Annotated in this window: 21 protein-coding genes; 18 read left to right on the top strand and 3 right to left on the bottom strand. The window is 70.6% G+C overall.

The window, feature by feature from the left end:
• Positions 1–3 precede the first annotated feature (3 nt).
• Genes sufC through ACWCOV_RS14175 form a run of 5 tightly spaced genes read left to right on the top strand, consistent with a single transcriptional unit; the run spans position 4 to position 3,490 of the window.
• Positions 4–765, top strand: coding sequence for a Fe-S cluster assembly ATPase SufC (gene sufC / locus ACWCOV_RS14195; RefSeq protein WP_449829651.1), 762 nt, complete (start codon positions 4–6; stop codon positions 763–765).
• Positions 762–2,018, top strand: coding sequence for a cysteine desulfurase (locus ACWCOV_RS14190; protein ID WP_449829650.1), 1,257 nt, complete (start codon positions 762–764; stop codon positions 2,016–2,018). The genes sufC and ACWCOV_RS14190 overlap by 4 nt, the downstream gene beginning before the upstream one ends.
• Complete coding sequence (gene sufU / locus ACWCOV_RS14185) at positions 2,018–2,488, top strand: Fe-S cluster assembly sulfur transfer protein SufU (RefSeq protein WP_449829649.1); 471 nt, start codon at positions 2,018–2,020, stop codon at positions 2,486–2,488. The genes ACWCOV_RS14190 and sufU overlap by 1 nt, the downstream gene beginning before the upstream one ends.
• Positions 2,481–2,864 (top strand): metal-sulfur cluster assembly factor, encoded by a 384-nt coding sequence (locus ACWCOV_RS14180; RefSeq protein WP_449829648.1) that lies wholly within the window; start codon positions 2,481–2,483, stop codon positions 2,862–2,864. Before sufU ends, ACWCOV_RS14180 begins: the two co-directional genes overlap by 8 nt.
• Positions 2,861–3,490 carry an acVLRF1 family peptidyl-tRNA hydrolase gene (locus ACWCOV_RS14175; RefSeq protein ID WP_449829647.1) on the top strand — a complete coding sequence of 210 codons (630 nt, stop codon included), beginning with the start codon at positions 2,861–2,863 and terminating at the stop codon, positions 3,488–3,490. The genes ACWCOV_RS14180 and ACWCOV_RS14175 overlap by 4 nt, the downstream gene beginning before the upstream one ends.
• On the opposite strand, the gene ACWCOV_RS14170 is transcribed toward ACWCOV_RS14175, so the two are convergent.
• From ACWCOV_RS14170 to ACWCOV_RS14160, 3 genes are read right to left on the bottom strand one after another with little or no spacing between them, the layout of a single operon-like run.
• On the bottom strand, positions 3,472–4,032 hold the full coding sequence (locus ACWCOV_RS14170; RefSeq protein ID WP_449829646.1) for a hypothetical protein: 561 nt from the start codon (positions 4,030–4,032) through the stop codon (positions 3,472–3,474). The genes ACWCOV_RS14175 and ACWCOV_RS14170 overlap by 19 nt on opposite strands.
• A gap of 3 nt (positions 4,033–4,035) precedes the next feature.
• On the bottom strand, positions 4,036–4,566 hold the full coding sequence (locus tag ACWCOV_RS14165; protein ID WP_449829645.1) for a hypothetical protein: 531 nt from the start codon (positions 4,564–4,566) through the stop codon (positions 4,036–4,038).
• A 26-nt stretch (positions 4,567–4,592) separates the two neighbouring features.
• The gene (locus tag ACWCOV_RS14160) at positions 4,593–11,720 is read right to left on the bottom strand and encodes a hypothetical protein (RefSeq protein ID WP_449829644.1); all 7,128 of its coding nucleotides are present in this window, start codon (positions 11,718–11,720) and stop codon (positions 4,593–4,595) included.
• Positions 11,721–11,873: 153 nt separating this feature from the next.
• On the opposite strand from ACWCOV_RS14160, the gene ACWCOV_RS14155 reads away from it, so the two are divergent.
• The 13 genes from ACWCOV_RS14155 (at position 11,874) to ACWCOV_RS14095 (ending at position 23,814) form a co-directional block, all read left to right on the top strand.
• Positions 11,874–12,335 (top strand): hypothetical protein, encoded by a 462-nt coding sequence (locus tag ACWCOV_RS14155; RefSeq protein ID WP_449829643.1) that lies wholly within the window; start codon positions 11,874–11,876, stop codon positions 12,333–12,335.
• A 53-nt stretch (positions 12,336–12,388) separates the two neighbouring features.
• On the top strand, positions 12,389–13,120 hold the full coding sequence (locus tag ACWCOV_RS14150; protein WP_449829642.1) for a hypothetical protein: 732 nt from the start codon (positions 12,389–12,391) through the stop codon (positions 13,118–13,120).
• Positions 13,120–13,923 (top strand): hypothetical protein, encoded by an 804-nt coding sequence (locus ACWCOV_RS14145; RefSeq protein ID WP_449829641.1) that lies wholly within the window; start codon positions 13,120–13,122, stop codon positions 13,921–13,923. Before ACWCOV_RS14150 ends, ACWCOV_RS14145 begins: the two co-directional genes overlap by 1 nt.
• Complete coding sequence (locus ACWCOV_RS14140; RefSeq protein WP_449829640.1) at positions 13,920–15,230, top strand: CpaF family protein; 1,311 nt, start codon at positions 13,920–13,922, stop codon at positions 15,228–15,230. The genes ACWCOV_RS14145 and ACWCOV_RS14140 overlap by 4 nt, the downstream gene beginning before the upstream one ends.
• Before the next feature lie 12 nt (positions 15,231–15,242).
• Entirely contained in the window at positions 15,243–16,145 is a 903-nt protein-coding gene (locus ACWCOV_RS14135; protein ID WP_449829639.1) for a type II secretion system F family protein, read from the top strand.
• Complete coding sequence (locus tag ACWCOV_RS14130) at positions 16,145–17,065, top strand: type II secretion system F family protein (protein ID WP_449829638.1); 921 nt, start codon at positions 16,145–16,147, stop codon at positions 17,063–17,065. Before ACWCOV_RS14135 ends, ACWCOV_RS14130 begins: the two co-directional genes overlap by 1 nt.
• A gap of 101 nt (positions 17,066–17,166) precedes the next feature.
• Positions 17,167–17,385, top strand: a complete 219-nt coding sequence (locus tag ACWCOV_RS14125; RefSeq protein ID WP_132210455.1) for a hypothetical protein — start codon at positions 17,167–17,169, stop codon at positions 17,383–17,385.
• 5 nt (positions 17,386–17,390) lie between these two features.
• Positions 17,391–17,804, top strand: a complete 414-nt coding sequence (locus tag ACWCOV_RS14120) for a TadE family protein (RefSeq protein WP_360521320.1) — start codon at positions 17,391–17,393, stop codon at positions 17,802–17,804.
• 15 nt (positions 17,805–17,819) lie between these two features.
• Positions 17,820–18,320 carry a TadE/TadG family type IV pilus assembly protein gene (locus ACWCOV_RS14115; protein WP_449829637.1) on the top strand — a complete coding sequence of 167 codons (501 nt, stop codon included), beginning with the start codon at positions 17,820–17,822 and terminating at the stop codon, positions 18,318–18,320.
• Entirely contained in the window at positions 18,310–19,038 is a 729-nt protein-coding gene (locus ACWCOV_RS14110; protein WP_449829636.1) for a TadE/TadG family type IV pilus assembly protein, read from the top strand. Before ACWCOV_RS14115 ends, ACWCOV_RS14110 begins: the two co-directional genes overlap by 11 nt.
• 20 nt (positions 19,039–19,058) lie before the next feature.
• On the top strand, positions 19,059–19,715 hold the full coding sequence (locus ACWCOV_RS14105; protein ID WP_449829635.1) for a hypothetical protein: 657 nt from the start codon (positions 19,059–19,061) through the stop codon (positions 19,713–19,715).
• A 109-nt stretch (positions 19,716–19,824) separates the two neighbouring features.
• Entirely contained in the window at positions 19,825–20,772 is a 948-nt protein-coding gene (locus tag ACWCOV_RS14100; RefSeq protein WP_449829634.1) for a hypothetical protein, read from the top strand.
• Between the two features lie 21 nt (positions 20,773–20,793).
• Complete coding sequence (locus tag ACWCOV_RS14095) at positions 20,794–23,814, top strand: hypothetical protein (RefSeq protein WP_449829633.1); 3,021 nt, start codon at positions 20,794–20,796, stop codon at positions 23,812–23,814.
• Positions 23,815–23,848: the final 34 nt, after the last annotated feature.

Here is a 23,848-nt window from a genome sequence, read left to right as displayed (position 1 = left end):
CTCATGGCGACACTCGAGATCCGCGACCTGCACGTGTCGGTCGACACCGAGAGCGGCCCGAAGCAGATCCTGCGCGGCGTCGACCTGACCATCGCCGGTGGCCAGACGCACGCGATCATGGGCCCGAACGGTTCCGGCAAGTCCACGCTGGCGTACTCGATCGCCGGCCACCCGAAGTACAACATCACCAGCGGCACGGTGACCCTCGACGGCGAGGACGTGCTCGACATGTCCGTCGACGAGCGCGCCCGGGCCGGCCTGTTCCTGGCCATGCAGTACCCGGTCGAGGTGCCCGGCGTGTCGGTGGCGAACTTCCTGCGGACCGCGAAGACCGCGATCGACGGCGAGGCGCCGAAGCTGCGCACCTGGGTGAAGGACGTGAACAAGGCGCTGTCCGACCTGGACATGGACGCCGACTTCGCCCAGCGCAACGTCAACGAGGGCTTCTCCGGCGGTGAGAAGAAGCGCCACGAGATCGTCCAGCTGGAGCTGCTGAACCCGAAGATCGCGATCCTCGACGAGACCGACTCCGGCCTCGACATCGACGCGCTGAGGATCGTCTCCACCGGCGTCAACCGGTTCGCGGAGCAGGGTGACAAGGGTGTCCTGCTGATCACGCACTACACCCGGATCCTGCGCTACATCAAGCCCGACTTCGTGCACGTGTTCGTCGACGGCCGGGTGGCCGAAGAGGGCGGCCCGGAGCTGGCCGAGGAGCTGGAGGCCAACGGGTACGAGCGGTTCCTGAAGGCAGGCGCGAAGTGACCGACGCCCGGACGTTCAGCAGTCCCCTGGACCTGCAGTCGGTCCGGGCGGACTTCCCCATCCTCAGCCGCGAGCTCGCGAACGGGTTCCCGCTGGTCTACCTGGACTCGGCCAACTCCTCGCAGAAGCCGCGCCAGGTGGTCCAGGCGATCGAGGACCACTACCTGAAGCACAACGCCAACGTCGCCCGGGCCATGCACCAGCTGGGCGCCGAGGCGACCGCGGCGTACGAGGGCGGCCGGGACAAGGTCGCGGCCTTCCTCGGCGCGCCGTCGCGGGACGAGATCGTCTTCACCAAGAACGCCTCCGAGGCGCTCAACCTGGCCGCGCACACGCTCGGCGCGTCGCTGAAGCCGGGCGACGTCGTGGTGATCTCCGAGATGGAGCACCACAGCAACATCGTGCCGTGGCAGCTGGCCTGTGAGCGGACCGGCGCCACGCTGAAGTGGTTCGGCGTCACCGAAGAGGGCCGGCTCGACCTGAGCAACGTCGACGAGCTGATCACCGAGCACACCAAGGTCGTCTCGCTGACCTGGGTCTCCAACGCGCTCGGCACCATCAACCCGATCACCGACGTCGCCGCCAAGGCGCACGCGGTCGGCGCGACCGTCGTCGTGGACGCCTCGCAGGCAGTGCCGCAGTTCCCGGTCGACGTCTCGACGCTCGGCGCGGACCTGCTGGTCTTCACCGGCCACAAGGTGGTCGGCCCGACCGGCATCGGCGTGCTCTGGGGCCGCTACGACCTGCTCGCCGAGCTGCCGCCGTTCCTCGGTGGTGGCGAGATGATCGAGGTCGTGCGGATGACCGGCTCGACGTACGCCGCGCCGCCGGCCCGGTTCGAGGCCGGTACGCCGCCGATCGCGCAGGCGGTCGGTCTCGGTGCGGCCGTGGACTACCTGTCCGGGATCGGCATGGACAAGATCGCCGCCCACGAGCGCGCCATCGTCGAGTACGCCCTGGAAGGGCTGAAGACGGTTCCGGGGCTGACCATTCTCGGGCCGACCGACGCGACCGACCACGGTGGCGCGATCAGCTTCGAGCTGGACGGCGTCCACCCGCACGACGTAGCGACCGTGCTGGACACCCGCGGGATCGCGGTCCGGGCCGGGCACCACTGTGCGCGGCCGGTGCACGAGCGGTTCGGCGTGCAGTCCTCGACGCGGGCGTCCTTCTACCTCTACACGACCCCGGAGGAGGTCGAGGCGCTGGTCGACGGCCTCGGTTTCGTCCGGTCCTTCTTCAAGGTGGCTTGATGCAGCTGGACTCGCTGTACCAGGAGATCATCCTGGACCACTACCGCAGCCCGCACCACGCGGGCCTGGCGGAGCCGTACGACGTGGAGGTGCACCACGTGAACCCGTCCTGCGGGGACGAGGTCACGCTCCGGGTCGAGCTCGACGGCGACACGGTGACCGGTGTGACGCACGAGAGCGTCGGCTGCTCGATCAGCCAGGCCGCGACGTCGGTGATGACCGACCTGGTGATCGGCAAGCCGGTCGCCGAGGGCATGGCGACGTACGAGAAGTTCCTCGAGCTGATGCAGGGCCGCGGGAATGTCGAGCCGGACGAAGAGGTTCTGGAGGACGGCGTCGCCTTCGCCGGCGTCGCGCAGTTCCCGGCCCGGGTGAAGTGCGCGCTGCTGGGCTGGTCGGCCTGGCGGGACGCGACCGCCCAGGCCCTCGCCCAGACCGAAGCGCAGCACAAAGGAGTGAGCAATGGCTGACCAGACCGACGAGAAGATCGAGCTGCCCGAGGTCGACCTGACCGCGGCGGCTCAGCCCGGCGCCGAACCGGCCAAGGTCGAGGACGTGAACGAGGCGCTCAAGGACGTCGTCGACCCCGAGCTCGGGATCAACGTGGTCGACCTGGGCCTGATCTACGGCATCACCGTGGACGACAGCAGCACCGCGATCATCGACATGACGCTGACGTCGGCGGCCTGCCCGCTGACCGACGTGATCGAGGACCAGACCCGGATGGCGCTCGACGGCCTGGTCAACGACTTCCGGATCAACTGGGTCTGGATGCCGCCGTGGGGTCCGGAGAAGATCACCGACGACGGCCGCGACCAGCTGCGCGCCCTCGGCTTCAACGTGTGACGCGCGCTGTCTCGGTGGCGCCGGAGCGGCTGGACAGGTGGCTGGCCGGCTTCGGTGACCGCCACGGCGCGACGTCGTACGACGTGACTCCGGAGACGGTGACCGTCTCCGCCGAGGACGGCTCGATCGCTGTCGTCTCCGTACCTTTTGCGCCACTCGAGGCCCTCACTCGTGAGGGCCTCGTCGCGCATGTGCTCGCCGACCACCGGCTGGGCGTTCTGCTCGTACGGCGGGGTGGCTACGGCGTCGGCGTGTTCGCCGGGAGCAAGCTGATCGACTCGAAGGTCGGCTCGCGGCACGTCCAGGGAACGACGAAGGCCGGTGGGTGGTCGCAGCAGCGGTACGCGCGGCGACGCGACAACCAGGCCCGGGAGGCGTTCGCGGCCGCGAACGAGGTCGCCGTACGGATCCTGGCTCCGGCGCGTCTCGACGCGTTGGTGTGCGGGGGAGACCGGCGGGCCGTCGACACCGTGCTCGAGGATCCCCGGTTGAAGGACCTGTCGAGCCTGGTCCGGCCGCCGTTCCTCGGCGTACCGGATCCCAAGCAGAAGGTCCTCGAGCAGGCCGGCGCGGACGCCCGCGCGATCCGGATCGAGCTGACCGACCCTCAGGACCTGTCGCCGTAGAGCGCGCGGAAGTCCTGCAGGGTGCCGCGGTAGTACTCGAGGTCGTCGGTCAGCTTGGCCCGGGTCACCAGCTCCGGGTTCCGCGCGCGGGACTGGCGGCCGAACTCGGACCAGACACCCTCGTCCGGCACCACGTCGGCGCCGTCCGGCAGGAACTTGAGCGCCTCACCGACCGCGTCGGCGGCGAACTCCCAGTTCAGCTCGACCGTGTCCCGGTCCTGGTCGGGTCCACCGGTGTAGGCCATGTCCGCCTCGAGCGCCCGGCGCGCGTACGTCGCTGCCACCACAGCCCACTGCGCCGCGTCGACGAGCTGCGAGACGCCCAGCCCGAAGCGGGCGCCCATCGTGCGGGCCGCGTCCTCCGAGGCGTAGGAGATCTCGATGTCACCGGCCGACGACGCGAGCGTCCAGGCCTCGTCCCCTTCGGCCAGGTTCTCTCCCGGGACGATCGGGGCGGGCTCGGTGGCCGGCGCGGCCTGGTCGGCGGCGGTCGCCAGGCTCACGTACACCTGTGCCTCGGCCAGCGTCCTTGCGGTCAGCATCGGTTATGTCGCTCCTGTCTCTCGGCCCCGCTCGCGGTAGGTGTCGCGGGCCGCCAGTAGCCGCTCCAGCCGGAACCGGTCCGGCTCGGCGTCCCAGAGCGCCCGGCCTTGCGGCGTCCAGAACTCGTCCTCCGGTACGGCGTCCTGCCCGGCCGGCACGAACTTGATCACCTCGTCGACCGCGGCCACGGCGACGGCCAGCACCTTACCGGCCGCGCGCGGATCGGTGGGGACGTCGGCGGTGGCCCGGTCGGCCACGTCCATCCACTGGCCCGGGTCCAGCAACTCCGACGGTTCCGCACCGCCGAACGTCGGCCATCCCGCCGCCCTGGTCTCGCGGGCCGGCAGACCGAACAGGTACTGCCGCTCGACGTCGCAGCCGGGACAGGTCCCGGCGTAGCTGATCGCCAGCTCACCTTCCACGTCGGCCAGCCCGTCCTCCCACGGCGTGTCGATCGATCCGCAGTTGGGGCAAGGATGCAGCTCCAGGTAGAGGTGCGCCTCGTCCCTGGTCCGCGCCACTGCGAACGCCATACCGACCCCCTCCTCGTGTTGCGCCGTCACGGGCCCGCCATGGAGGGCCCGCTCGTCGTCGGTGTGATGGTCCGGCTGGTGGCCGCCCCACCGACAGTCGGCTTCTGGCCCTGACTGGCCGCCGGGGTCACCTGGCGTGCCGTCCGGCTGTAGTCGAGTCCTTTCAGCATCGCCGTCGGCACGCCGTTCTGCTCGAGCGCGGCCGCGACCTTGGTGCTGAAGTTGCCACCGCGCTCGGTGGTGTTGAACAGCTCCCGCAGGTCGACCCGGATGCGCCCGTCACCGGACGGGTGCGGGCTCTCGGCCATCTGCACGAGCCGCCGGTCCAGGCTGGCGAAGGCCGCCGCGAACCCGCCGTCATTGACGCCGGAGAGTACGACGTGGACACCGCGCTCGTCCTGGACGGGGACAGCCTGGTAGAGCCGCTCCTGGCCACCGGCCTCCTGCACGGCCAGCACCACGGTTTTCCGCTCGGCCATGGCCTTGTCGATCGCGGCCAGCAACGGCTGGTACGGCTGGTACGTCCGCTGTCCCGCAGCGTCTTCGGCGTACTCCGTTGCGCGCAGGTCCGGTTTGCCGAGTTTGTCCGGCATCGCCTGCAGTTGCAGGCCGTCCAGAGAGACGTCGCCGCCGGACTCCATCTGCTGAAGGATGCTGAGGTACTCGTGGTAAAGCATCCGCACGTAGAACTCGCCGCGTGCGGCGTCCCGCAGGTGCGTGGTGTCCTTGGTCGTCGGGGTGCCGCGGCCGCTGTCCGTCTGCTGGTTGATCGTGAGGTCGTACGTGACCGGGAACCGGACGTCGACGAGGTCACCGCGGCGGGTCGCGATGGTCTCGAGCCGGGTGCCCACCGCGTCGGAGGACTGCTTCTTGACCTGCTCGCCGACCGAGGCGGTCATCGAGACGACGCCGCTGTTGAAGCCTCCGGTGATCGTGACCGGAGTGAGTTGATTGCCGGCGGTCGAGCTCTGGACCTTGTGCTGGTACCGCCGGACCATGCCCGACTGGCCTGGTACGCCGTCGGTCAGCAGCTCGATGCCGACCGGCCTGGCATTGATCTGGACGGCGATGGTCGTCCGGCCGTTGCCGCGCCCCATCAGCGGCTCCAGCTTGAGGCCGCCCGGACCGGTCAGCTGCTCGAACTTGGCCTCCAGTGCCATCGGCAGCAACTGGGTCCCGATCGCCACTTCGTGCTCGGCCAGGCCGGCGACCCCCAGCACGCCGGGCTGGGACAGGTGCTCGGTCAGTCTGTTGTACAGCTCGTCGGTGACGGCCGCGCCCTCGCGGTACGGCAGCATGGCCGCGACCTGCGCGCCCTCGGGCATCTGGAACGAGCGGTGCTCGGGGCTGAACTCCCCGGTGGCCTGCTCGGCGCCGGCGGCCGGGGCTTCGCCGACCAGGCCGCGCGGAACGAAGGACGTCAGCACGGCGCGCTGCTCGCGCGGCTGCGCGGTCGTGGTCAGCTCGGCCGGCGTCGTCCGGGTGAGCCGCCACCGGGTGCTCGACATCGCCGCCGCGCCGGCGCGGTGCACGCGCTTGACCTCGGTGGTGAACACGACGGTCCGGGTCACCGGAGTCAGGTCGAGGTCGCCCGTGCGATGCAGGGTGGTGTTCTGCTCGCCGCTGCCGGCCGAGACCTGCCGGATGCGGTCACCGCTGACTCCGCCCGACATCGACTGCCCGTCGCCCTCGCCCTTCAGCTCCACGCCGCCGGAGTAGGCGATGTTCCGTCCGGTCGACTGGTCCCGGCTTCCGTAGTCGTACTTCTGGTCGAAGTCGACCGCCTCGACCTTCGCCAGACCGGGAGTGCCGTCGACCAGGATGTCGCCCTCGAAGTGAGCCTTGACGGTGACGAGCAGCAGATCGGGGTGCTCCTGCCCTTCGACCGGGAGTTCGATCGGGGGAGCGGTGTAGCCGCGCGGGCCGAGCATGTTCACCAGGTGACCCTTGAAAGCGTCCTTGGCGAAGGTCGCCTCGAGCGCCGGGGCGAGCAACTGGTCGGTCGCCAGCCGTCCGGGCGCCACTTCCTCGACCTGCTCGCGGATCTGGGGGAGCAGGTCGACGTCGCGCCGCGCCGGTCCCTCCTCCTTGAGCTCGTAGGGCTGGCTCGAGCCGAGCGTGGCCCGGAAGGAGTTGGGCATGCCGACAGCCCGCTGCTCCCCGGCCACCTGCTCGGTCCGGGCCAGAGTGTCCGCCAGGCGCTCCTCAGGTGTCGGCGCGGTGGACTCCGGGACCTTGGCGTGCGCGAGCACCTTCTGGCTCAGCCGCTCGTCGTCGTGCTCCGCGGCCAAGCCTGTCGTCACACCGGCCTTCTCCCGCTTGTAGCGGCGAACAAAGGCGGCCGCGGTCCGCGGACTCATCTCGATCTTGTTGGTCAGGTACCGCTCGGCCACGTCCGCCGCGATCGGGAGCGGAAGGTCGAACTGCTCACGCCCGTACAGCTCCAGGGCGGTGTACTCCGGCATCGCCTTCTGGACCAGCGCGTCCTGCAGCGGCACGGTCTGCACGACCTTGCCGTCCTGCATCACGTCGGCCACCAGCCGGTGCCGCTCGAGCAGCTCGTAGTGCACGCCGGTGTTGATCAGCAGCCGCTCGTCGCCGGACGTCTGACTCGTGCCGGTGGACTGCGACCGGCCGGCGACTCGGCCGACGCTCACCTTGCCGCTCGTCGTGGACGGGTCGCCGGCTTCGGCGGCCGGCCCGCCGCCGCCTTCGAGCGCGACGCCGCCCGAGGTCGAGCTGCCGGAGGTGAAGCCGGTGTCGATCATGGTGAAGTTGATGTCACCGGTGACCTGGTGGTTCATCGCCGCGAACGTCTGGCTGACCGGTTCGCTGCGGATCACGATCTTGTAGCTCTGCGGCAGCAGCGTCCGGTCTTGCACGGCCTGCGCCGGGTTCGCCGGCGCCGGCGTGATCACCAGCGGCAGCTCGTACCGGCCGTCGGTGATCCACTCCTTGTTGGAGAGCATCGCCTCCGGGGACAGCGCGGTGTACAGCTCCGCGAAGCCGACGGTGTCCGCGCGGATCGCCTCGACTGCCGTGTACAGCCGGTCGGCCGGGTTGCCGGCGTCCATCGCGACCGGGATCGACCGGCTGACGGCCTCCGGGTGCGGTGGCTTCGGGTCGGCCTCGAACACGGGCTCGTCGGCTTGGGCCAGCGTGCTGTCGTACGCCACCGACATCGTGCCGCGGACGTCGGCCAGCGGCTCGGACTCGCCGTCCGGGGTGATCTCGGTGAAGGTGATCCGGATGCTCTGGTCGAGGCTGTCGACCGGGGCAGTGCTCTCGTGCAGCGTGACCCGGTTGATCCGGCTGCCCACCGTCTGGCTGAAGGACCGCGCCAGCGCGTTGCGGCTCAACTTCAGACCCAGCCGGCCCAGGAAGCCCGGCTGTCCCTCCGCCGGTCCGTCGCTGACCCCGATGCCGGCGGAGACCGGTATGGACCTCGAACGGCCGAGCATCGCCTGGATCGCCCGGGAGCTGATGCCGAGCCGGGTGACCGTCCTGGACGGGTTGCTGCCCGCGGCCCGGACATCGTCGAAGTCCTGCGTGGTCGACAGGCGGAACAAGCGGTCGCGCGGCGCGTGGCCGTCGCGGTGGTCGACGAGGTGAACCAGCAGGCCGGACTGGCAGGCCGAGTTCATCCCGGCCACGATCCGGTGCTCGGCGATGGCCTCGACCACGCGGTCGTAGTTCAACTGCTGACCGGCCCGCTCCCGGTCGGACAACGAGTCGTCCGGGAGCGGCTGGAAGTCGTCGTCGAGCGGCGGCACCAGGCCCATCTCGCTCAGCTTGGTCAACGCCTGCCGCCGGGCCTCGTCGACGCCGGTGAGCCCGTCGGGCAGAGCCTTGCCCGTGCCGCGCATCTGGTTCTCGCCGGTCCCGTGCCACGGCGGCAGGGTCTGCGGACCGGTGGGCGGTTCCGGGTCGCCGACCAGGAGCGCGCGGCCGTGCTGGTCGAGCCGGATCTCGCCGTCGTCGTCCCGCAGTACGTTGTCCTTGCCGGCCGGCGCGCCCGCACGCAGCAGCCGGTTGGCCGTCAGCCGCAGCTTGGCCTTGCAGGTGTCGGAGACGACCACCGGTTCGGTGTCCGGATCGTCGATCTTGCGCAGTGTCGCGGTGACCTTGAGGTCGACCAGGACACCTTGGGTCGGCGACATGTCGCGGTCGACCACCGGCGTGATCGCCGTCGTACTGAGGTTCATCCCGCCCTGGCGGGACACGTTGCGGCCGACCGAGACGTTGGGCGACAGGTCCGCGGTGCTCGAGCCCACGTCGGACAGCGCCGTCGGGCTGGGCAGGTAGGCCGGAACGGGCTGGGCGGGATCGAGCGGGGTGCCCGGATAGGCGACCGACGCCGAGCCGGACAGTGATGCCCCCGAGGCGCGGCTCGCGCTGACGCCGGCGAAGTCGACCTCGACCTTCTCCTGGCCCAGCTCTCCGCTGCACGCACCGACCAGCTCAGCGGTGGCCCAGACCGGCTCGACCTCGAGCGTGAGCCGGTACGCCGACTCGCCACCGACCTGGATGGTCCGGCTCAGCCCGCCGGGCTTGGCGAACTCGCCCAGCAACCGGTACGGGTCCTCGGTGACCCGCCCGAGGATCTGCTGGTACCCGATCCGGTCGATCGAGCCCAGCTTCTCCTGGGCTTCGGCGACCAGTCGGTCGTTGAGGTCGTGCAGGCCGGTGATCCGGTTGACCGTATGCCGCGGGAATCCGGCGTCGAGGTCGGCCGCGCGGCCGAGTTGCTCCAGCGTCACGGTCTCGGTCGGCGCCTTGACCGTGTAGGGGCTCGGGACCCAGGTCAGCTGCTCGCCGGCGCTGACCGTGGTGACCTCCGACCACGGCTCGGTCGGCGAGTTCCGGACCTGGATCTCGAACTCACCGGTCCAGCTGTAAGGGATCGACTCACCCTTGTGCACGTCGACCCAGCCGAGCTGACCGTGGGCGCTTGCGCCCGCAGTCTCGGCGAGCGTCTGGCCGGTGGACGCGTCGACGCGCGGCGCGACCACCTGCGAGGCCTCCTGGACGACGGATCCCGGCGGCGCGGCGGCCATGAGCGGCTGCAGGTTGACCCCGAAGGAGACGTTCCTCGCGTGGGTGTTGGTGATGGCGTTGTTGTGGCCGCCTTCGCCGAGGGTGGCGGACATCTGCTCCGCCATGTCGTAGTCGAGGCCGGTCCGCTCGCGCAGGTCCTTGGCCTTCACCCGGACCCGGACCTGGGCGACCTGGCTGACGTCGTCGTCGGGAGGGCCGTCGACGCTGAAGACCATGCCGTCGGAGAAGAGCTTGCGGTACTGAGCGCCCGGGACCGGGAGCGGACCGGAGCCGGTGATCTGCTGGCTGCTCTGGTTCGCCAGCAGCGCCGCGTTGATCGCCTCGACCGGCAGGTCCAGGTGCTGGTCGGTCGGCACCCCGGTCTCGAGATGGTCGACAGGCAAGGCAGCGCGCAGGCTTGCCTGGTACTTGTCCGTTCTGGCGGCAGCGTCGCGCGCCAGCTCGGCGACCTGCTCCGGCTCGTGGTCCGGGTCGTCGAGCCGGGCGAGCAGGGCCTGGTAGCCGGCCAACGCCTCGCCGGCATCGTTCGCCGCCTCCTGGTAGGCGTGCGCCATTTCGGTATGGCGGCGGGCCTTGGCGAAGGCGCCGGTCGCCTCGGCCCGCAGCTTCCGGGCTCGCTCCGGTGCACCGCGGTCCTGGAGCAGATCCTCGGCCGCGGCGAGGTCGACCTTGCCGGTCGCTTGATCGGCGGACGCGGCCGCACTGTCGAACTTGGTGCCGGCCTGGTTCCGCAGGTCCGCGGCGGCGGCTTCCAGGGCGGCGATCTGGTCGACGACCTGCTGTCGCAGGTGCTCGGGGGTGTCGGCGTCTGGGGTGGCTGCTGCGACAGCTCGTTCGGCGGCGATGCCCTCGACGGCCGCACTGGGGGAGTAGGTCGAGTCCTGGGCCCAGGGCAGAGTGGGCATGGTGCCGCTGCGCCACCAGATCGCGCCGGCCTGGAGGCGGATGTCGCGCTCGAGGTCCGCGACACTGCGCGGTCCGCTCGGCTGACCGTTCGCGAGGGTCTCGGCCTGGGCATGCTCCCAGTCCCGGGACAGCTGCTGGTAGGCGGCGTAGTCCTCGTTGAGCCGCTGCTCTCGCCGCTCCGAGCCGAGCATCGAGCGCACCCGGCCGAGGATCCCGCGCGGCTGCTCAGCCTGCTCCGCCTGCATCTGCTGCGTCATCCGGCTGAGCAGGCGGACCCAGATCTGCCGGTACTGGTGCTCTGGCACCCACGGCGCGATCCGCAGGACGTGCGGCTCGTTCGCCGTACCGGACCGGAGCGTGCCCTGAGCTGCCAGGCCGCGGTCGGTCGGCAGGATCTCGACGCGGACGTGCTGCGGTGCGTCGCGGGTGGTGAGCGTCATCGTCGCCAACCGGGACTGCGGGCTCACGGCCGGCCGGCTGGTGACGGACGAGCCCAGGTCGGCCTCACCCAGCTGTGTCAACGCCGCCAGTGCGGCCAGCTCGCTCTGCTGGGGATCTGCGGTGGCCGTGCGGCCCCTTGGGTCCAGTGCGGTCCCTCGGACCACGCGCGTGTCGCTGCGCCGGTGGCTGATGCCGACCGGGTTCCGGTGGCGGCCGGTCCGCGGCTGCTCAGTGGTCGGCGTACCGAGCCGGGTGGCGGCGCGGTTGATTCGCTGCGCTGCCGACACGATCTCGGTGGCGACGGGAACCCTGGTCTCGCCGGGCATCGCGGCCAGGCGTGCGGCCGCTTCGCTGGACTCCCGAGCCTGCAGCCGCAGTGCGAGGCGGAGCATCGCCTCACCCTCGGTACGGCGCGATTGGTCCAGTCCGGGCGTGTGCAGGTACCGGTCGAGCGCGTTGGTGGCACCGGCTTCAGTCGACTCGCCGCGGGCCCGGGCGATCTCTGTGCCCAGCACTGCGACGGCCTCGGCGAGCATCCGCTCGTCACTGATCCGGTCCGCCGCGCGGGCGCTGAGTCGCTCTTCCAACGCCCGGACGACGTGCGACGGCAGCACGTCCCGCCGGCTGGTCAGCCAGATCCGGCCGTCACGCAGCGGCACGGCTGACGGCACGACGATGCCCAACGCGGTTCCGAGGGTTGCGCGAGCGCGACCCACCGGATCCGGGGCGGTGACACCAGGCGTCGTCAAGACGACCCACCCCTCCCGATCGCGACTCGGTGACCACCAGTTGTCACCGAGCCTCTGGTTTCCGGACGTTAGCAAACTTTCGGTTACTGGCCAGCCACCCAAATCACCCGAACAGTTAACGATTTACGCCTGCCGCGTCCCTACGATCGTCACATGACCGACCGGTTGGGAGCGTCCGAGTGGAGTGTCCCGCAGGCGCGGAGCGTGGTGGCCCAGCTGCGATCCGTGGCCGAACCTGGCCCGGACTACGACGCTGTCGAGTTGTTCCTCGCTCTCTGTGACTACCTCGACCAGCTCCACGGTTCCCCCGGATTCGACCGGATCCTGCCCGAAGCCGAGCGGTCCGAGCTGGCGGGCGTCGTACGGCAGGTCCGGGGGAGGAGCGCAGTACCGGACGAGGACGGTGAGCGGCTGGTGCAGCCGGTGAACTCGGCCGTCACGCTCGCCGAGGGGCGGGTGCTCGCGGCGCACCTGGAGACGGCCGACGGGTGGCAACGCGAGCTCGGGCTGGCGCTGCAGGGACTGTTTAGCTATCTAGACCAGTTGTACGGCGAGCCGGGCGCATTCACCGAGCTGCTGACCTCGGCGGAGCGGGACCGGGTCGCGAGCCGGTAACGGCACCGGTCTCGTGGCATGGATGGCACCTCGCTGCCATTACGGTAGGGCGCGTGAGTCTCTCGTCCTCCACGCGTACTTCCTCCCAAGGCACCCGCGGAGCGGGCAGATCGGCGGGCAGTGGTACAAACCGCCTGCCGAGCAGCCGGGAACGCCGCCCCGCCTTGGCCGCCCTCGCCGTCATCCTGATCCTGCTCGGCGCGGCCGGCTCCGCGCTGATCGCGGTGAACAGCGGCAACCGGTCCGACTTCGTCGCGATCTCCGCCGACAAGCTCGAGCCCGGTCACAAGCTGGACCGCAAGGACCTGGCCCGCGGTGACCTGGCCGGCGCGACCGGCGCGCTGATCCCGTGGTCGGAGGCCGACGACTACATCGGCCAGTACACGACGACCTGGCTGTACAAGGACCAGTTCGTCACGAAGGCCAACTTCACCAAGACCAAGCCGATCCCGGGCGGTGGCGCGCTGGTCGGCGTCACCCTGGAAGGCGGCCGGGCGCCGTCGGACGGCATCGGCGTCGGCGACATCGTGTCGGTGATCCGGGTGCCCACCGCCAGCCAGGACAGCCAGCAGGCCGCGCCGCTGGTCACTGCCGCCGAGGTGACCGCCAGCTCGGGCGGTATCGCGGACTCGAAGAACAACGCGAACACGCTGAACGTGACCATCCTGGTCCCGACCGAGAAGGCGACCGCCGTCGCGGCGGCCGCGGCGGCCAAGACCCTGGTGCTGGCCGAGCTCAGTCCGAGCACCAAGCCCGAGGTCTCCCGCACCGACGGAGACGGTTGATGGCTCTGGTGGCACTGGCGAGCGCAAAGGGCTCGCCCGGGGTGACGACTGCCAGCCTCGTCTTCGGTGCGCTCTGGCCGCGGCAGGTGCTGCTGGCCGAGTGCGACCCGGCCGGCAGCGACGTGGCGATCCGGATGACCGCACCGGGTGGCGCCCCACTCAACTCCGACCGCGGTCTGGTCAGCCTGGCCGCGGCCAGCCGTAAGGGCCTGAGCGACGAGGTGATCCTCGCGCACAGCCAGCAGCTCGACGGTGGTCTCGACGTCATGCTCGGCGTCCGTTCGCCCGAGCAGGTCGGCGGCATGGGCGGTCTGTGGCATCCCCTCGGCATCTCGTTCAACCAGATGCAGAGCGGCGACGTACTGGCCGACTGTGGTCGCATCGGGGCCTCGTCCCCGCAGTTGCCTGTCGTGCAGTCCGCCCGCCTGGTCGTCCTCGTCTGTAAGGCGACCGGCTCGTCGGTGGCCCATCTCCGCGAGCGCTTGTCGTCACTGGTGCACCACGTCGACGCACAGCTCGGTGTGGTCGTGGTGGCCGACCCGAAGCGGCGGGACGGCGTCAAGCAGGTGTGGACCGTGCTCGACGCGATGTCCGTGCCGGTGCGGCACCGGTGGCACCTGGCCTACGACCCGGCCGGTGCGGCCTTCTTCGACGGGCGCGGTCACGGCCGGCTGGACAAGACCCAGCTGATCCGCTCCGCGACCGACATCACCGCGGAGATGGCCGCCATCGTCGCGGCGCCGCCGCCGCAGGACTTCGACATGGCCCACGCTGCCTTTCCACCGCAGGGTGATTGGCGATGAGCGCCGACCAGGAACTGGTTCGCAAGCTGCGGGTGCAGGTCGCCGAGCGGCTGAACGAGCAACGCCGGCGCGACCAGGTGAACGGCGTACCGCCGATGAGCGCCGAGGACGAGCGTGAGTACGCCCGCTCGCTGATCGTCCAGGTGCTCGAGGACCATGCCCGCTACGAGCTGGCCGAGGGCCGCACGCCGCCCACGCCGGACGACGACGCGCAGATCGCCGGCGCGATCCACTCGGCGCTGTTCGGGGTCGGCCGGCTGCAGCCGCTGATCGACGACCCCGACGTCGAGAACATCGACATCAACGGTTGCGACCAGGTCTTCGTCCAGTACGGCGACGGCCGCGAGGAGAACCCGGGTCCGGTCGCCGAGTCCGACGACGAGCTGGTCGAGCTGATCCAGGTGCTGGCCGCCCACGCCGGACTGACCAGCCGGCCGTTCGACTCGGCCAACCCGCAGCTCGACCTGCGCCTGCCGGACGGCTCCCGGCTGTCCGCGGTCATGGGCGTGACCGCACGCCCGGCGGTGTCGATCCGGCGGGCCCGCCTGGGCCGGGTGTTCCTCAAGGACCTGGTTGCCAACGGCACCATGTCCGAGGACGTCGGCTCGTTCCTGCGGGCGGCGGTCGCGGCCCGGAAGAACATCATGATCGCGGGCGCGACGAACTCCGGGAAGACGACGCTGCTGCGCGCGCTGGCCAACGAGATCCAGCCGCACGAGCGTCTCATCACGGTGGAGCGCTCGCTCGAGCTCGGCCTGGGTGAGTTCAAGGACCTGCACCCGAACGTGGTCGCGTTCGAGGAGCGGCTGCCGAACTCCGAAGGCGTCGGCCAGGTCAGCATGGCCGACCTGGTCCGCCGGTCGCTGCGGATGAACCCGTCCCGGGTCATCGTCGGCGAGGTGCTCGGCGACGAGATCGTCACCATGCTGAACGCGATGAGCCAGGGCAACGACGGCTCGCTGTCGACGATCCACTCGAACAGCTCGATGGAGGTGTTCAACCGGATCAGCACCTACGCGATCCAGGCGATCGAGCGGCTGCCGATGGACGCCACCCAGATGCTGATCTCCGGCGCGCTCGACTTCGTGGTGTTCGTCCGCAAGCACAACGACTACCAGCGCGGCGGCGGCTTGAGCCGCTACATCGAGAGCATCCGCGAGGTGACCGGCTGGGACGGCCGGGTGCTGTCCGGCGAGGTGTTCGCCCCGGGTCCGGACGGGCGGGCGGCCGCGCACGCGCCGATCGCCTGCATGGACGAGCTCGAGTACTTCGGCTACCAGCCGCTCGTGCACGGAACGTGGGCGTGAGGTGAGGCGGCGATGAACGACCGGACCCTGCTCGCACTGCTCTGCGGAGCGGTGGTCGGTGGCGCGCTCCTGCTGCTGGTCGTCGCGATCCGCGGCACCGTGCCGAAGGACGAGACCCCGTCGCTGTTCCGCCGCGGCACCGGCGTCGAAGGGCGGAAGAACCTGGTCCGGCTCGGCACCGGCATCGGCGTCGGCCTGATCGTCCTGGTGTTGACGCGCTGGCTTGTCCTCGCCGTCGCGCTCGGACTGCTGGCCGCGATGGCCGACCGGTTCTTCGGCGGTACCGGCGAGGAGCGCCGGGCGATCGAACGGCTGGAGGCGCTGGCCACCTGGACCGAGGCGCTGCGCGACACCATCGCCGGCGCGGTCGGCCTGGAGCAGGCGATCCCCGCGACCGCGGTGAACGCCGCCCCGGCGATCAAGCCCGGCCTGAACCTGCTGGTCGACCGGCTGCGCATCCGCGAACCGTTGCCCTCGGCACTGATGCGGTTCGCCGACGACCTGGACGACCCGTCCGCCGACCTGATCGTCGCCGCCCTGGTGCTGAACGCCCGCCTGCGCGGCCCCGGTCTGCGCGAGGTGCTGACCGCGCTCGCCGACTCGGCCCGCGAGGAGCTCGACGTACGGCGCAAGGTCGCGGCCGAACGGCGGTCGACCCGCCGCTCGGTCCAGGTGGTCGTCGCGATCACGCTGCTGGTCGCGGCCGCGCTGGTCCTGTTCAACCCGACGTACGTCGCGCCGTACACCAGCTTCATCGGGCAGTTCGTGCTGTTCATCGTGATCGCGCTGTACGCGCTCGGGCTGGTCTGGCTGCGCAAGCTGGCCAAGATCGAGGTCCCGGAGCGGTTCCTGATCGGCACTGCCGACAGGCGGGCCAAGCGGGCCGGCGACGACCGGATGGAGGTGGTGGGCTGATGACGTGGGCCTTCGTCACCGGTGGCCTGGTCGGCCTCGGCGCGTACCTGCTGGTGCGGATGTTCATCAAGCCGTCCGCGAACGTGCTGTCCACCATCGCCCGGATCGACGCCGGGCGGACCGGGTACGGCGGCGCCGCCACGCAGAGCGCGGCCGGCGAGAAGGTGCTCGGCGGTCTCGACCGGGCCCGCGAGTCGCTCGGCCGGCGGCTCGAGTTCGAGGCGAACGCGCGCGGCTGGGCGTTCGGCCGGCTGCGCCGCGACCTCGCGGTGATGAACCAGCCGTTCGCCGCGATGCTCGCGACCAAGGTGTTCTTCGCGCTCGGCGCGATGATCTTCCTCCCGGTCGTGCTGTTCCTGTTCGCGATGCTCGGTCTCACCGCGCCCGGCGCGACCCCGGCGATCGTCACGCTGGGCGCGATGGCGTTTGCGTTCTTCCTGCCCGACCTGGCGTTGCGGCAGGAGGCGGAGGCGCGGCGGCGCGACTTCCGGCACGTGGTCGGCAGCTTCCTGGACCTGGTCGCGATGAACCTGGCCGGCGGCCGCGGCCTGCCCGAGGCGCTGATGACCGCGTCCACCATCGGCGACCACTGGGCGATGGCCAGGATCCGGCAGGCGCTGGCGAACGCGCGGCTGATCGGCATCACGCCGTGGGACGCGATGGCCCGGCTGGGCGAGGACCTCGGCGTCGAGGAACTGCGCGACCTCGCGTCGGCGCTGGCGCTGGCCGGTGACGAGGGCGCCAAGATCCGGGCCTCGCTGCTGGCCCGGGCCGCGTCGCTGCGCCGCAAGGAGCTCGCGGACGTGGAAGGCAAGGCGGGGGAGCGGTCGCAGTCGATGCTGGTCGCCCAGCTCGTCATGTGCGCCGCGTTCATGTTGTTCCTCGGTTTCCCGGCCGGGATCGCGATCCTCGGGAACTGAAACGGGTAAGGGCAACCTGGACGGATCCAGGGGGCGGAATGGTCCGTCGTACAGGGCATACTGAGGCCCGCACTGGGCCTCATGATCGGGAAGGCATACGGATGAACTCGGAACTGCAGTTCTGGCGCGCGATGGCCGGCTACGCGGTGGCGCGGGCCCACACCCAACGGGCCCGGGCTCGGCAGGGACGGACCCAGCTCGGCGCCTCCGCGCTGGAATGGGCCATCATCTCGGCCATCCTGGTCGCCGCCGCACTGGCGATCGGCCTGGTGGTCCGCCGCGTCATCGACAAGCGCACCGGCGAGATCGAGAACGGCTGACCCTGGTGCACCGGCGACGGTCCGAGGGAGGTGCGACCTCCCTCGAGCTGGCGATCCTGGCGCCGATGATCCTGGCGCTGATCTTCATGTCGATCCAGACCGCCCTCTGGCTGTACGGGCGGTCGGTCGCGCTGAACGCGGCCCAGGAAGGCGTCTCGCGCCTGCGCCTGGTCCAGCCGCCGGTGTACAACGAGGGCGTCGGCGAGCAGATCCGGGGCGACATCAAGGCGTACGCGCAGCAGCTCGGCGGGACCACGCTGCAGAACGCGGAGGTGGAGCCGCCGTCGTACAACAACCCCGAGGGGATGGTGTCGTTCACCGTGACCGGTGACACCGTCTCGCTGGTGCCGGGCCTGAAGCTGCACGTCGAGCGCACCGCCACCGGGCCGATCGAGCAGTTCGAGGCCGACGACAAGTGACAAGTGAGTGAGGACATGACTGGGAAGCTGGGGACCCGTCGTCCACCCCGGCATGCCCGCCCGACGGTGCGGTACATCCGGACCGCCGGACGGCACCGGAAGCCGACCGAGCAGGGCACGATGGCGCTGGAGCTGGCCGTGCTGGCCCCGATCCTGCTGATCCTGTTCATGTTCCTGCTCGCCTGCGGCCGGTACTTCCAGACCTCCTCACTGCTGGAGAGCGCGGCCCGCGACGGCGCCCGCTCGGCCAGCCAGGCGCGCTCGCTGAGCGAGGCCCAGGGGTACGTCGACGACGCGGTGAACCGGACGATGGGCCAGGCGTTCAGGTCCTGCAAGGAGACCGCGAGCGGCACCATCACCACCGCGTTCGCGGCCGGCACGCCGTTGTCGGTCGAGGTCACCTGCACGATCGACTACCGCGACCTCGGCCTGCTCGGGATCGGCGGCGACACCACGATCACCAAGCGGTTCACCTCCTCGGTGGACCCGTACCGCGGGGTGCGCGATGGCTCGTGAGCGCCGCTCGCGGGTGCCGGACTTCTTCCGGATCGATGCCCCGAGCAACCGTCGGCGGACGGTCGGGCGCGGTGCGCTGAGCCCGGCGGTGGCGATCCTGGCGGTGATGATCTTCACCCTGGCCGGCCTGGTGATCGACGGCGGCCGCCAGCTCGGCGCCCGCTCCCGTGCGGTCGGCTACGCCCAGGAGGCGGCCCGGGTCGGCGCGGCCAGCATCCAGCTGAACTCGGCCGAGGCGAAGATCGACACCGCCAAGGCGGCCACCGCGATCGCCGGGTTCTGCGCGCAGGTGTCGTCCAACGACCCGGCCGTGACGTCCTGCGGCCCGACCAAGCTGACCGACGAGCAGGTCGAGATCCGGGTTGCCCTGGACAACAAGACGACGTTCCTCGGCCTGATCGGCAAGACCAGCCTGAAGGCCAGCGGGATCGGCACCGCCCACGCCGAGCAGGGCATCAAGAAGGCGGACGAGAGCCCGACGATCCCGCCGATCGCCGTGCAGACCTCGCCCGACGATCCGGGCGCGCCGATCAGCACCGCGGTGCCGCCGACGCTCGACCTGCCGTGCCCGTCCTGGACGATCGGCTCGCCGACGCCGGCGTGGACCCTCGAGCCGTTGCCGTTCCCGTCGACCTGTACGCCGAGCATCACGCCGACTCCCGACCCGGAGAGCCCGTCGCCGTCGACGACCCCGCCCACCAGCCCGCCGACCAGTTAGAGCCCGAAGGAATGCCACCCGTGCGAAGCCTCGCCCTTCCCGCAGCCGTCCTGGCCGGCGTGCTGCTGCTGTCCGGCTGCGGCGGCAGCAACGAGAACGACGGTGGCCGCCCGGTGCCGGTCGACGGCGCCGGCGGCGAGTCCGGCGCGACCACGTCGAGCACACCGACCGCCGGTGCGACGACGCCGACCACGGCGCCGTCCGCGCCGGCGAGCACGACCGCGACGACCGCGCCGCGCAGGACGCAGGTGATCGTCGTCCCCGGGAACTACAAGTCCAACCCCGCCGTCCAAGGCCTCGTGCAGAGCTACCCGCTGTACTTCAAGGCGCTGGTCGACCGCGACGACACCATCCTGCGGAAGTCGTTCCCGTCCTTCTGGTACGCCGACACCGAGCAGGCCATCGTCGATGCCAAGCGCAACGGCTGGGTGATGCGGCCACCGGGCAGCGTGGTCGTGCTCGGCGTGCAGAACCAGCCGAACGGAACGGTCCGGGTGAAGACGTGCCGCTCGCAGCGGACGCAGTACTGGGATCCGAAGGCGAAGCAGTGGGCAGTGGTTGCGCCGGGCGGCTCGCCGCAGGTCATCGACATGATCAGGACCGGCGTCGGCTGGCTGCCGTACCGGCTGGCTCCGTCGAGCGGAGTGAAGTGTTCGCGAGTGAACTATCCGGCCTAGATCAGAACGGTGAACCGACACATTCCGAAAAGGTGACGAGGCACTGAGCAACGGGCATGATGCCCCTGGTCGAAGATAATCTGCGCCTAGACGAGTCTGGGGAGTGAGGATGCGCAACCGAGTGGGCCGTGGACTGGTGGTCCTGGGTGCCGTGCTCGCACTGCTGATGGCCGTCCCCGCCACGACGGCCGCCGCCGACACGATTCACAGCGGCAACCGGGTCTGCAGCATGTACGTGAACTCGATCGGCTTCGGCGCGTACTGCAGCTCCGGCAAGTACTACATCCCGGGTGAGGGGCCGCCGCCTCGGACCTGGCGGCAGAAGCTCAACGGCCGGCCGTTCATCCCGTGCCGCGACTTCGAGATCCCGAAGGGGATCCGGCTGCCGCAGGCGCCGGAGGGCAAGACGTGGGTCATGCGGATCACGATCACCGACTACGACCTGAACACCTACAACGGTGGCGAGAGGGCGCACCTGGAGCGGGCCTACATCCCGGTGAACGACGCGGAGCGCGCGCAGTGCCCGTTCCCGGACTACATGGAACAGTTCTGGTGGCGCTTCGACAGCCAGTACCCGGATCCGATCCTGCAGGTGAAGCCGACGTTCACGCCGCGGGTCAACGTACCGGCCTACTTCTCACTGACGGCCGAGAGCTCGATGGTGCTGAACAACGACATCACCAAGGGCGACGAGCTGGACAGTGGCTTCTTCGACCCGACGCACAACCTGACGATGCGCGGGATGGTCGTGCAGCTGACGGTCGATCCGGGCGACGGGTCGGAGCCGTTCGAGTGTGAGATGGGCGCGACGCCGATCGACGACGCGGACGGGTACGACGAGTCCAAGGACCCGTACAACCAGATGAGCACCTGCAAGCACATCTACAAGCGGTCCAGCGCGAACCAGCCGGACGGCATGTACACGGTGAAGCTGACCATCACCTGGGAGGTCTCGTACTGGGTCGGGCAGGGCGACGGCTGGCAGTCGATCGGCAAGGCGAACGTGCATGCGGTGCAGCGGTTGCCGGTGCAGGAAGTGCAGGCCATTGGTGGCTGATGGTGGGGGTATGGAGGAACGATGGTAAGGACGAATGAGCCGGTGCAGTCGGCACGCCTGCCGCAGCGGCGGTCGGGGAGTCCGGGCGCGGACCGGCTGAAGGGCTTCGTCGCGCTGCTCGCGATCCTGGCGATCGTCGGCGGCGTCCCGTACGTCCTGCTGCGGTTCTTCGGCACGCCGTGGCCGGAGAAGATGCCGAGCCGCGACGTGCTGTTCAGCGAGCTCAGCATCGACACCGTGCTCGGCATCCTCGCCTTCTTCATCTGGATCGCCTGGCTGCACTTCGTCGTCTGCCTGATCGCGGAGGCGGTCGCGGAGATCCGCGGCCATGGCCTCTCGCCACGGATCCCACTCGGCGGCGGCTCGCAGGGCCTGGCCCGCCGGCTGGTCTCCACCGTCGTGCTGATCGGCGCGGCCGCCAGCGTGAGCGTTCCGCTCGCGAGCGCCGCGACCACCCACAACACCGGTGCTCCGACGGTGGCCACGGCGACGCAGGGCGGCGACCAGGAGTCGAAGAACACCTTCCGCCAGACCGAGTCGCGCAGCACGGTGCTCAGCGGCAACCAGGCTGGCACCACGCACACCGGCGTACGGACGAACAGCGACGACAAGGGCCAGGTGGTCAAGTACACCGAGGTCCGCCCGCCGCAGGGCCGGAACTACGACTGCCTGTGGGACATCGCCGAGCGCTACCTGGGTGAAGGCCGCCGCTACAAGGAGATCTACGAGCTCAACAAGAACAAGCTCCAGCCCGACGGCCGCAGGCTCACCAACCCGGACCTGATCCTGCCGGGCTGGCAGGTGCGGCTGCCCGCCGACGCCAAGGGCCCGGGGGTGCACACCGTCCGGGTGAAGATCGACGGCACCACGACGACCGTCAACCAGGGCACCAAGACGACACCGTCGACCGGCACGAAGACCTCCACGGGCACCAAGACGTCGACGGGAACCAAGACGACGACCGGCACGGGGTCGAAGACCGAGCCGGGTCCGGGCAGCCGATTCTTCGAGGGCCAGGGGGTCGAGAAGGGCTCGTCGGTCACGATCGGCAGCGCGACCCGGGACCCAGGCGCGAAGAACGTGAAGCCGGGCGAGCCGGGCATCTCCGTCGCCCCACACGGTCCGGGCACGCAGTCCGAGCAGGGTGAGCCGGCGGCCGGTGGCACGAAGGTGCCCGAGCCCGCTCCGGTCGCGGTGGAGGACGGCGGTATCAACGCAACCGAGGCCGGTATCTACGGCTTCGGGGCCACGGTGCTCGCGGCCGGTCTTGCGCTCGCGCTGCGGCGCCGCCGTGGCTGGGCGCAGGGCCCCGGTCCGAAGGCGGCCGGGCACCGGCAGACGGAGCTCGGGCTGCGGCTCGCCTCCGACATCCCGACCGCCCGCTTCGTCGACAACGCGCTACGACAGCTCGGCGCGGACATGACCCAGGCGAGCCGGCCGATGCCGAAGGTCGTCGCCGCGCTGGTGACCGACCGCGCGCTGACGCTCGTGCTCGACCCGTTCGAGGCGCAGCCGCCGCCGCCCGCGCCGTGGCAGGTGATTGCCGACGGCACCCGTTGGACGCTCCGCCGGGCCTACGCCCCGACCACGGACGTGACGGCGCCGGCGCCGTACCCGACGCTGGTGACGATCGGGCGGAACGCGGACGGCGCGATCGTGCTGGTCGACCTCGACACCGCGAACGGCATCGTCAGCTTCGGCGGGGTGAACAACCCGTCCCGCGACGTGGTCGGCTCGCTCGCGGTCGAGCTGGCGACCAACCTGTGGTCCGAGGGCGCGCACGTCAGCATGGTCGGGTTCGGTGACGACCTGTCCGCGCTGTCGCCGGGCCGGCTGAGCTACTGGGTCCGGCTCGACGACGCGATCGCCGAGGTCACCCGCCGTACCGAGGCGCAGGTCCAGGCGTGTGCGCGCCGCAACCTGGACTCGGTGGCCGCGGCCCGGATGGCGCACCCGGACGCGGCGTTGTGGGGTGCGGAGATCATCTTCGTGTCCGCTCCGCCGTCGCCGGCCGAACAGGACCAGCTGAACCGGCTGGCCGGCGACCACAAGCGCACCATTGCCGTGGTCGTGGTCGGCGACGTGATCGCGTCGCCGTGGCGGTTCGTGGTGGACGAGAAGAACCAGGCCGTCTGCCGGCTGCTCGGCCTCGAGGTCGATGCCCACAGCGTCGACCCGGCGCAGTTCGCGGACCTGGTCGCGCTGTTCGAGGCGGCCGAGTCCGACTCGCTGGACAAGCGCCGGGTCGAGCAGGACATGCCGGCGTACGAGTTCTCCACCACCGACCTGAGCCGGCCGGCGCCGGTCGAGGTCGACCTGCTCGGGCCGGTCGAGGTGGACGCTCGCGGCACGATCGACGAGGGCCGCGTGCAGCTGTCGACCGAGATCATCGCGTTCCTGGCCAGCCAGGACTACGGCGTCCACCCGAACGTGCTGGCCGGCGCGATCTGGCCGCGGGGGATCAGCGAGGAGCTGCGGGACGCGGCGCTCGAGCACACCCGCCGCTGGGTGGGTGTGGACGCGATGTACGCCGACGAGTCCGGCCGCTGGATGCTGAACCGCAGCGTCGTGCGGGTCGACTGGGACGTGTTCCGCACGCTCGCGAAGCAGGCGACGATGATGGACGACCCGCGTGGTCCGCTGTCGACGGCGCTGAGCCTGGTCCATGGCCCGGCCTGGGCGGACCTGCCCGCAGGTCGGTACTCCTGGCTCGCCGCCTCGGGCATCGAGCGCCGGATGGCCGAGGCGGTCGTCGATGCCGCACTCAAGCTCGCGGAGGCCTCGCTGCGGTACAACGACGGCAGCTTGGCCCGCACCTCCCTGCAGACCGGCCTCAGCTTCGCGCCGGCCTCGGAGGAGCTGTGGCGGGCCACGCTCCGCCTGGCCTCGCACTTCGGTACGCCGGCCGACGTCACCAACGTGGCGTCGCAGATGTACGCCGCGCTCGCCAAGCACGGCGGCCCCCGCGGCGCCGAGGCCGAGACCGACGCCCTGGTCGACGAGCTGCTCCCGGGCTACCACCGCCCGGCCGCCGTCGCCTGATCCAACAGCGAACCGCCCGTACTCACGTCGAATA

It is taken from the genome of Kribbella sp. NPDC002412 (assembly GCF_053592935.1).
Note: the sequence above shows the minus strand (reverse complement) of the source record. Positions and strands in the feature narration are given on the sequence as shown.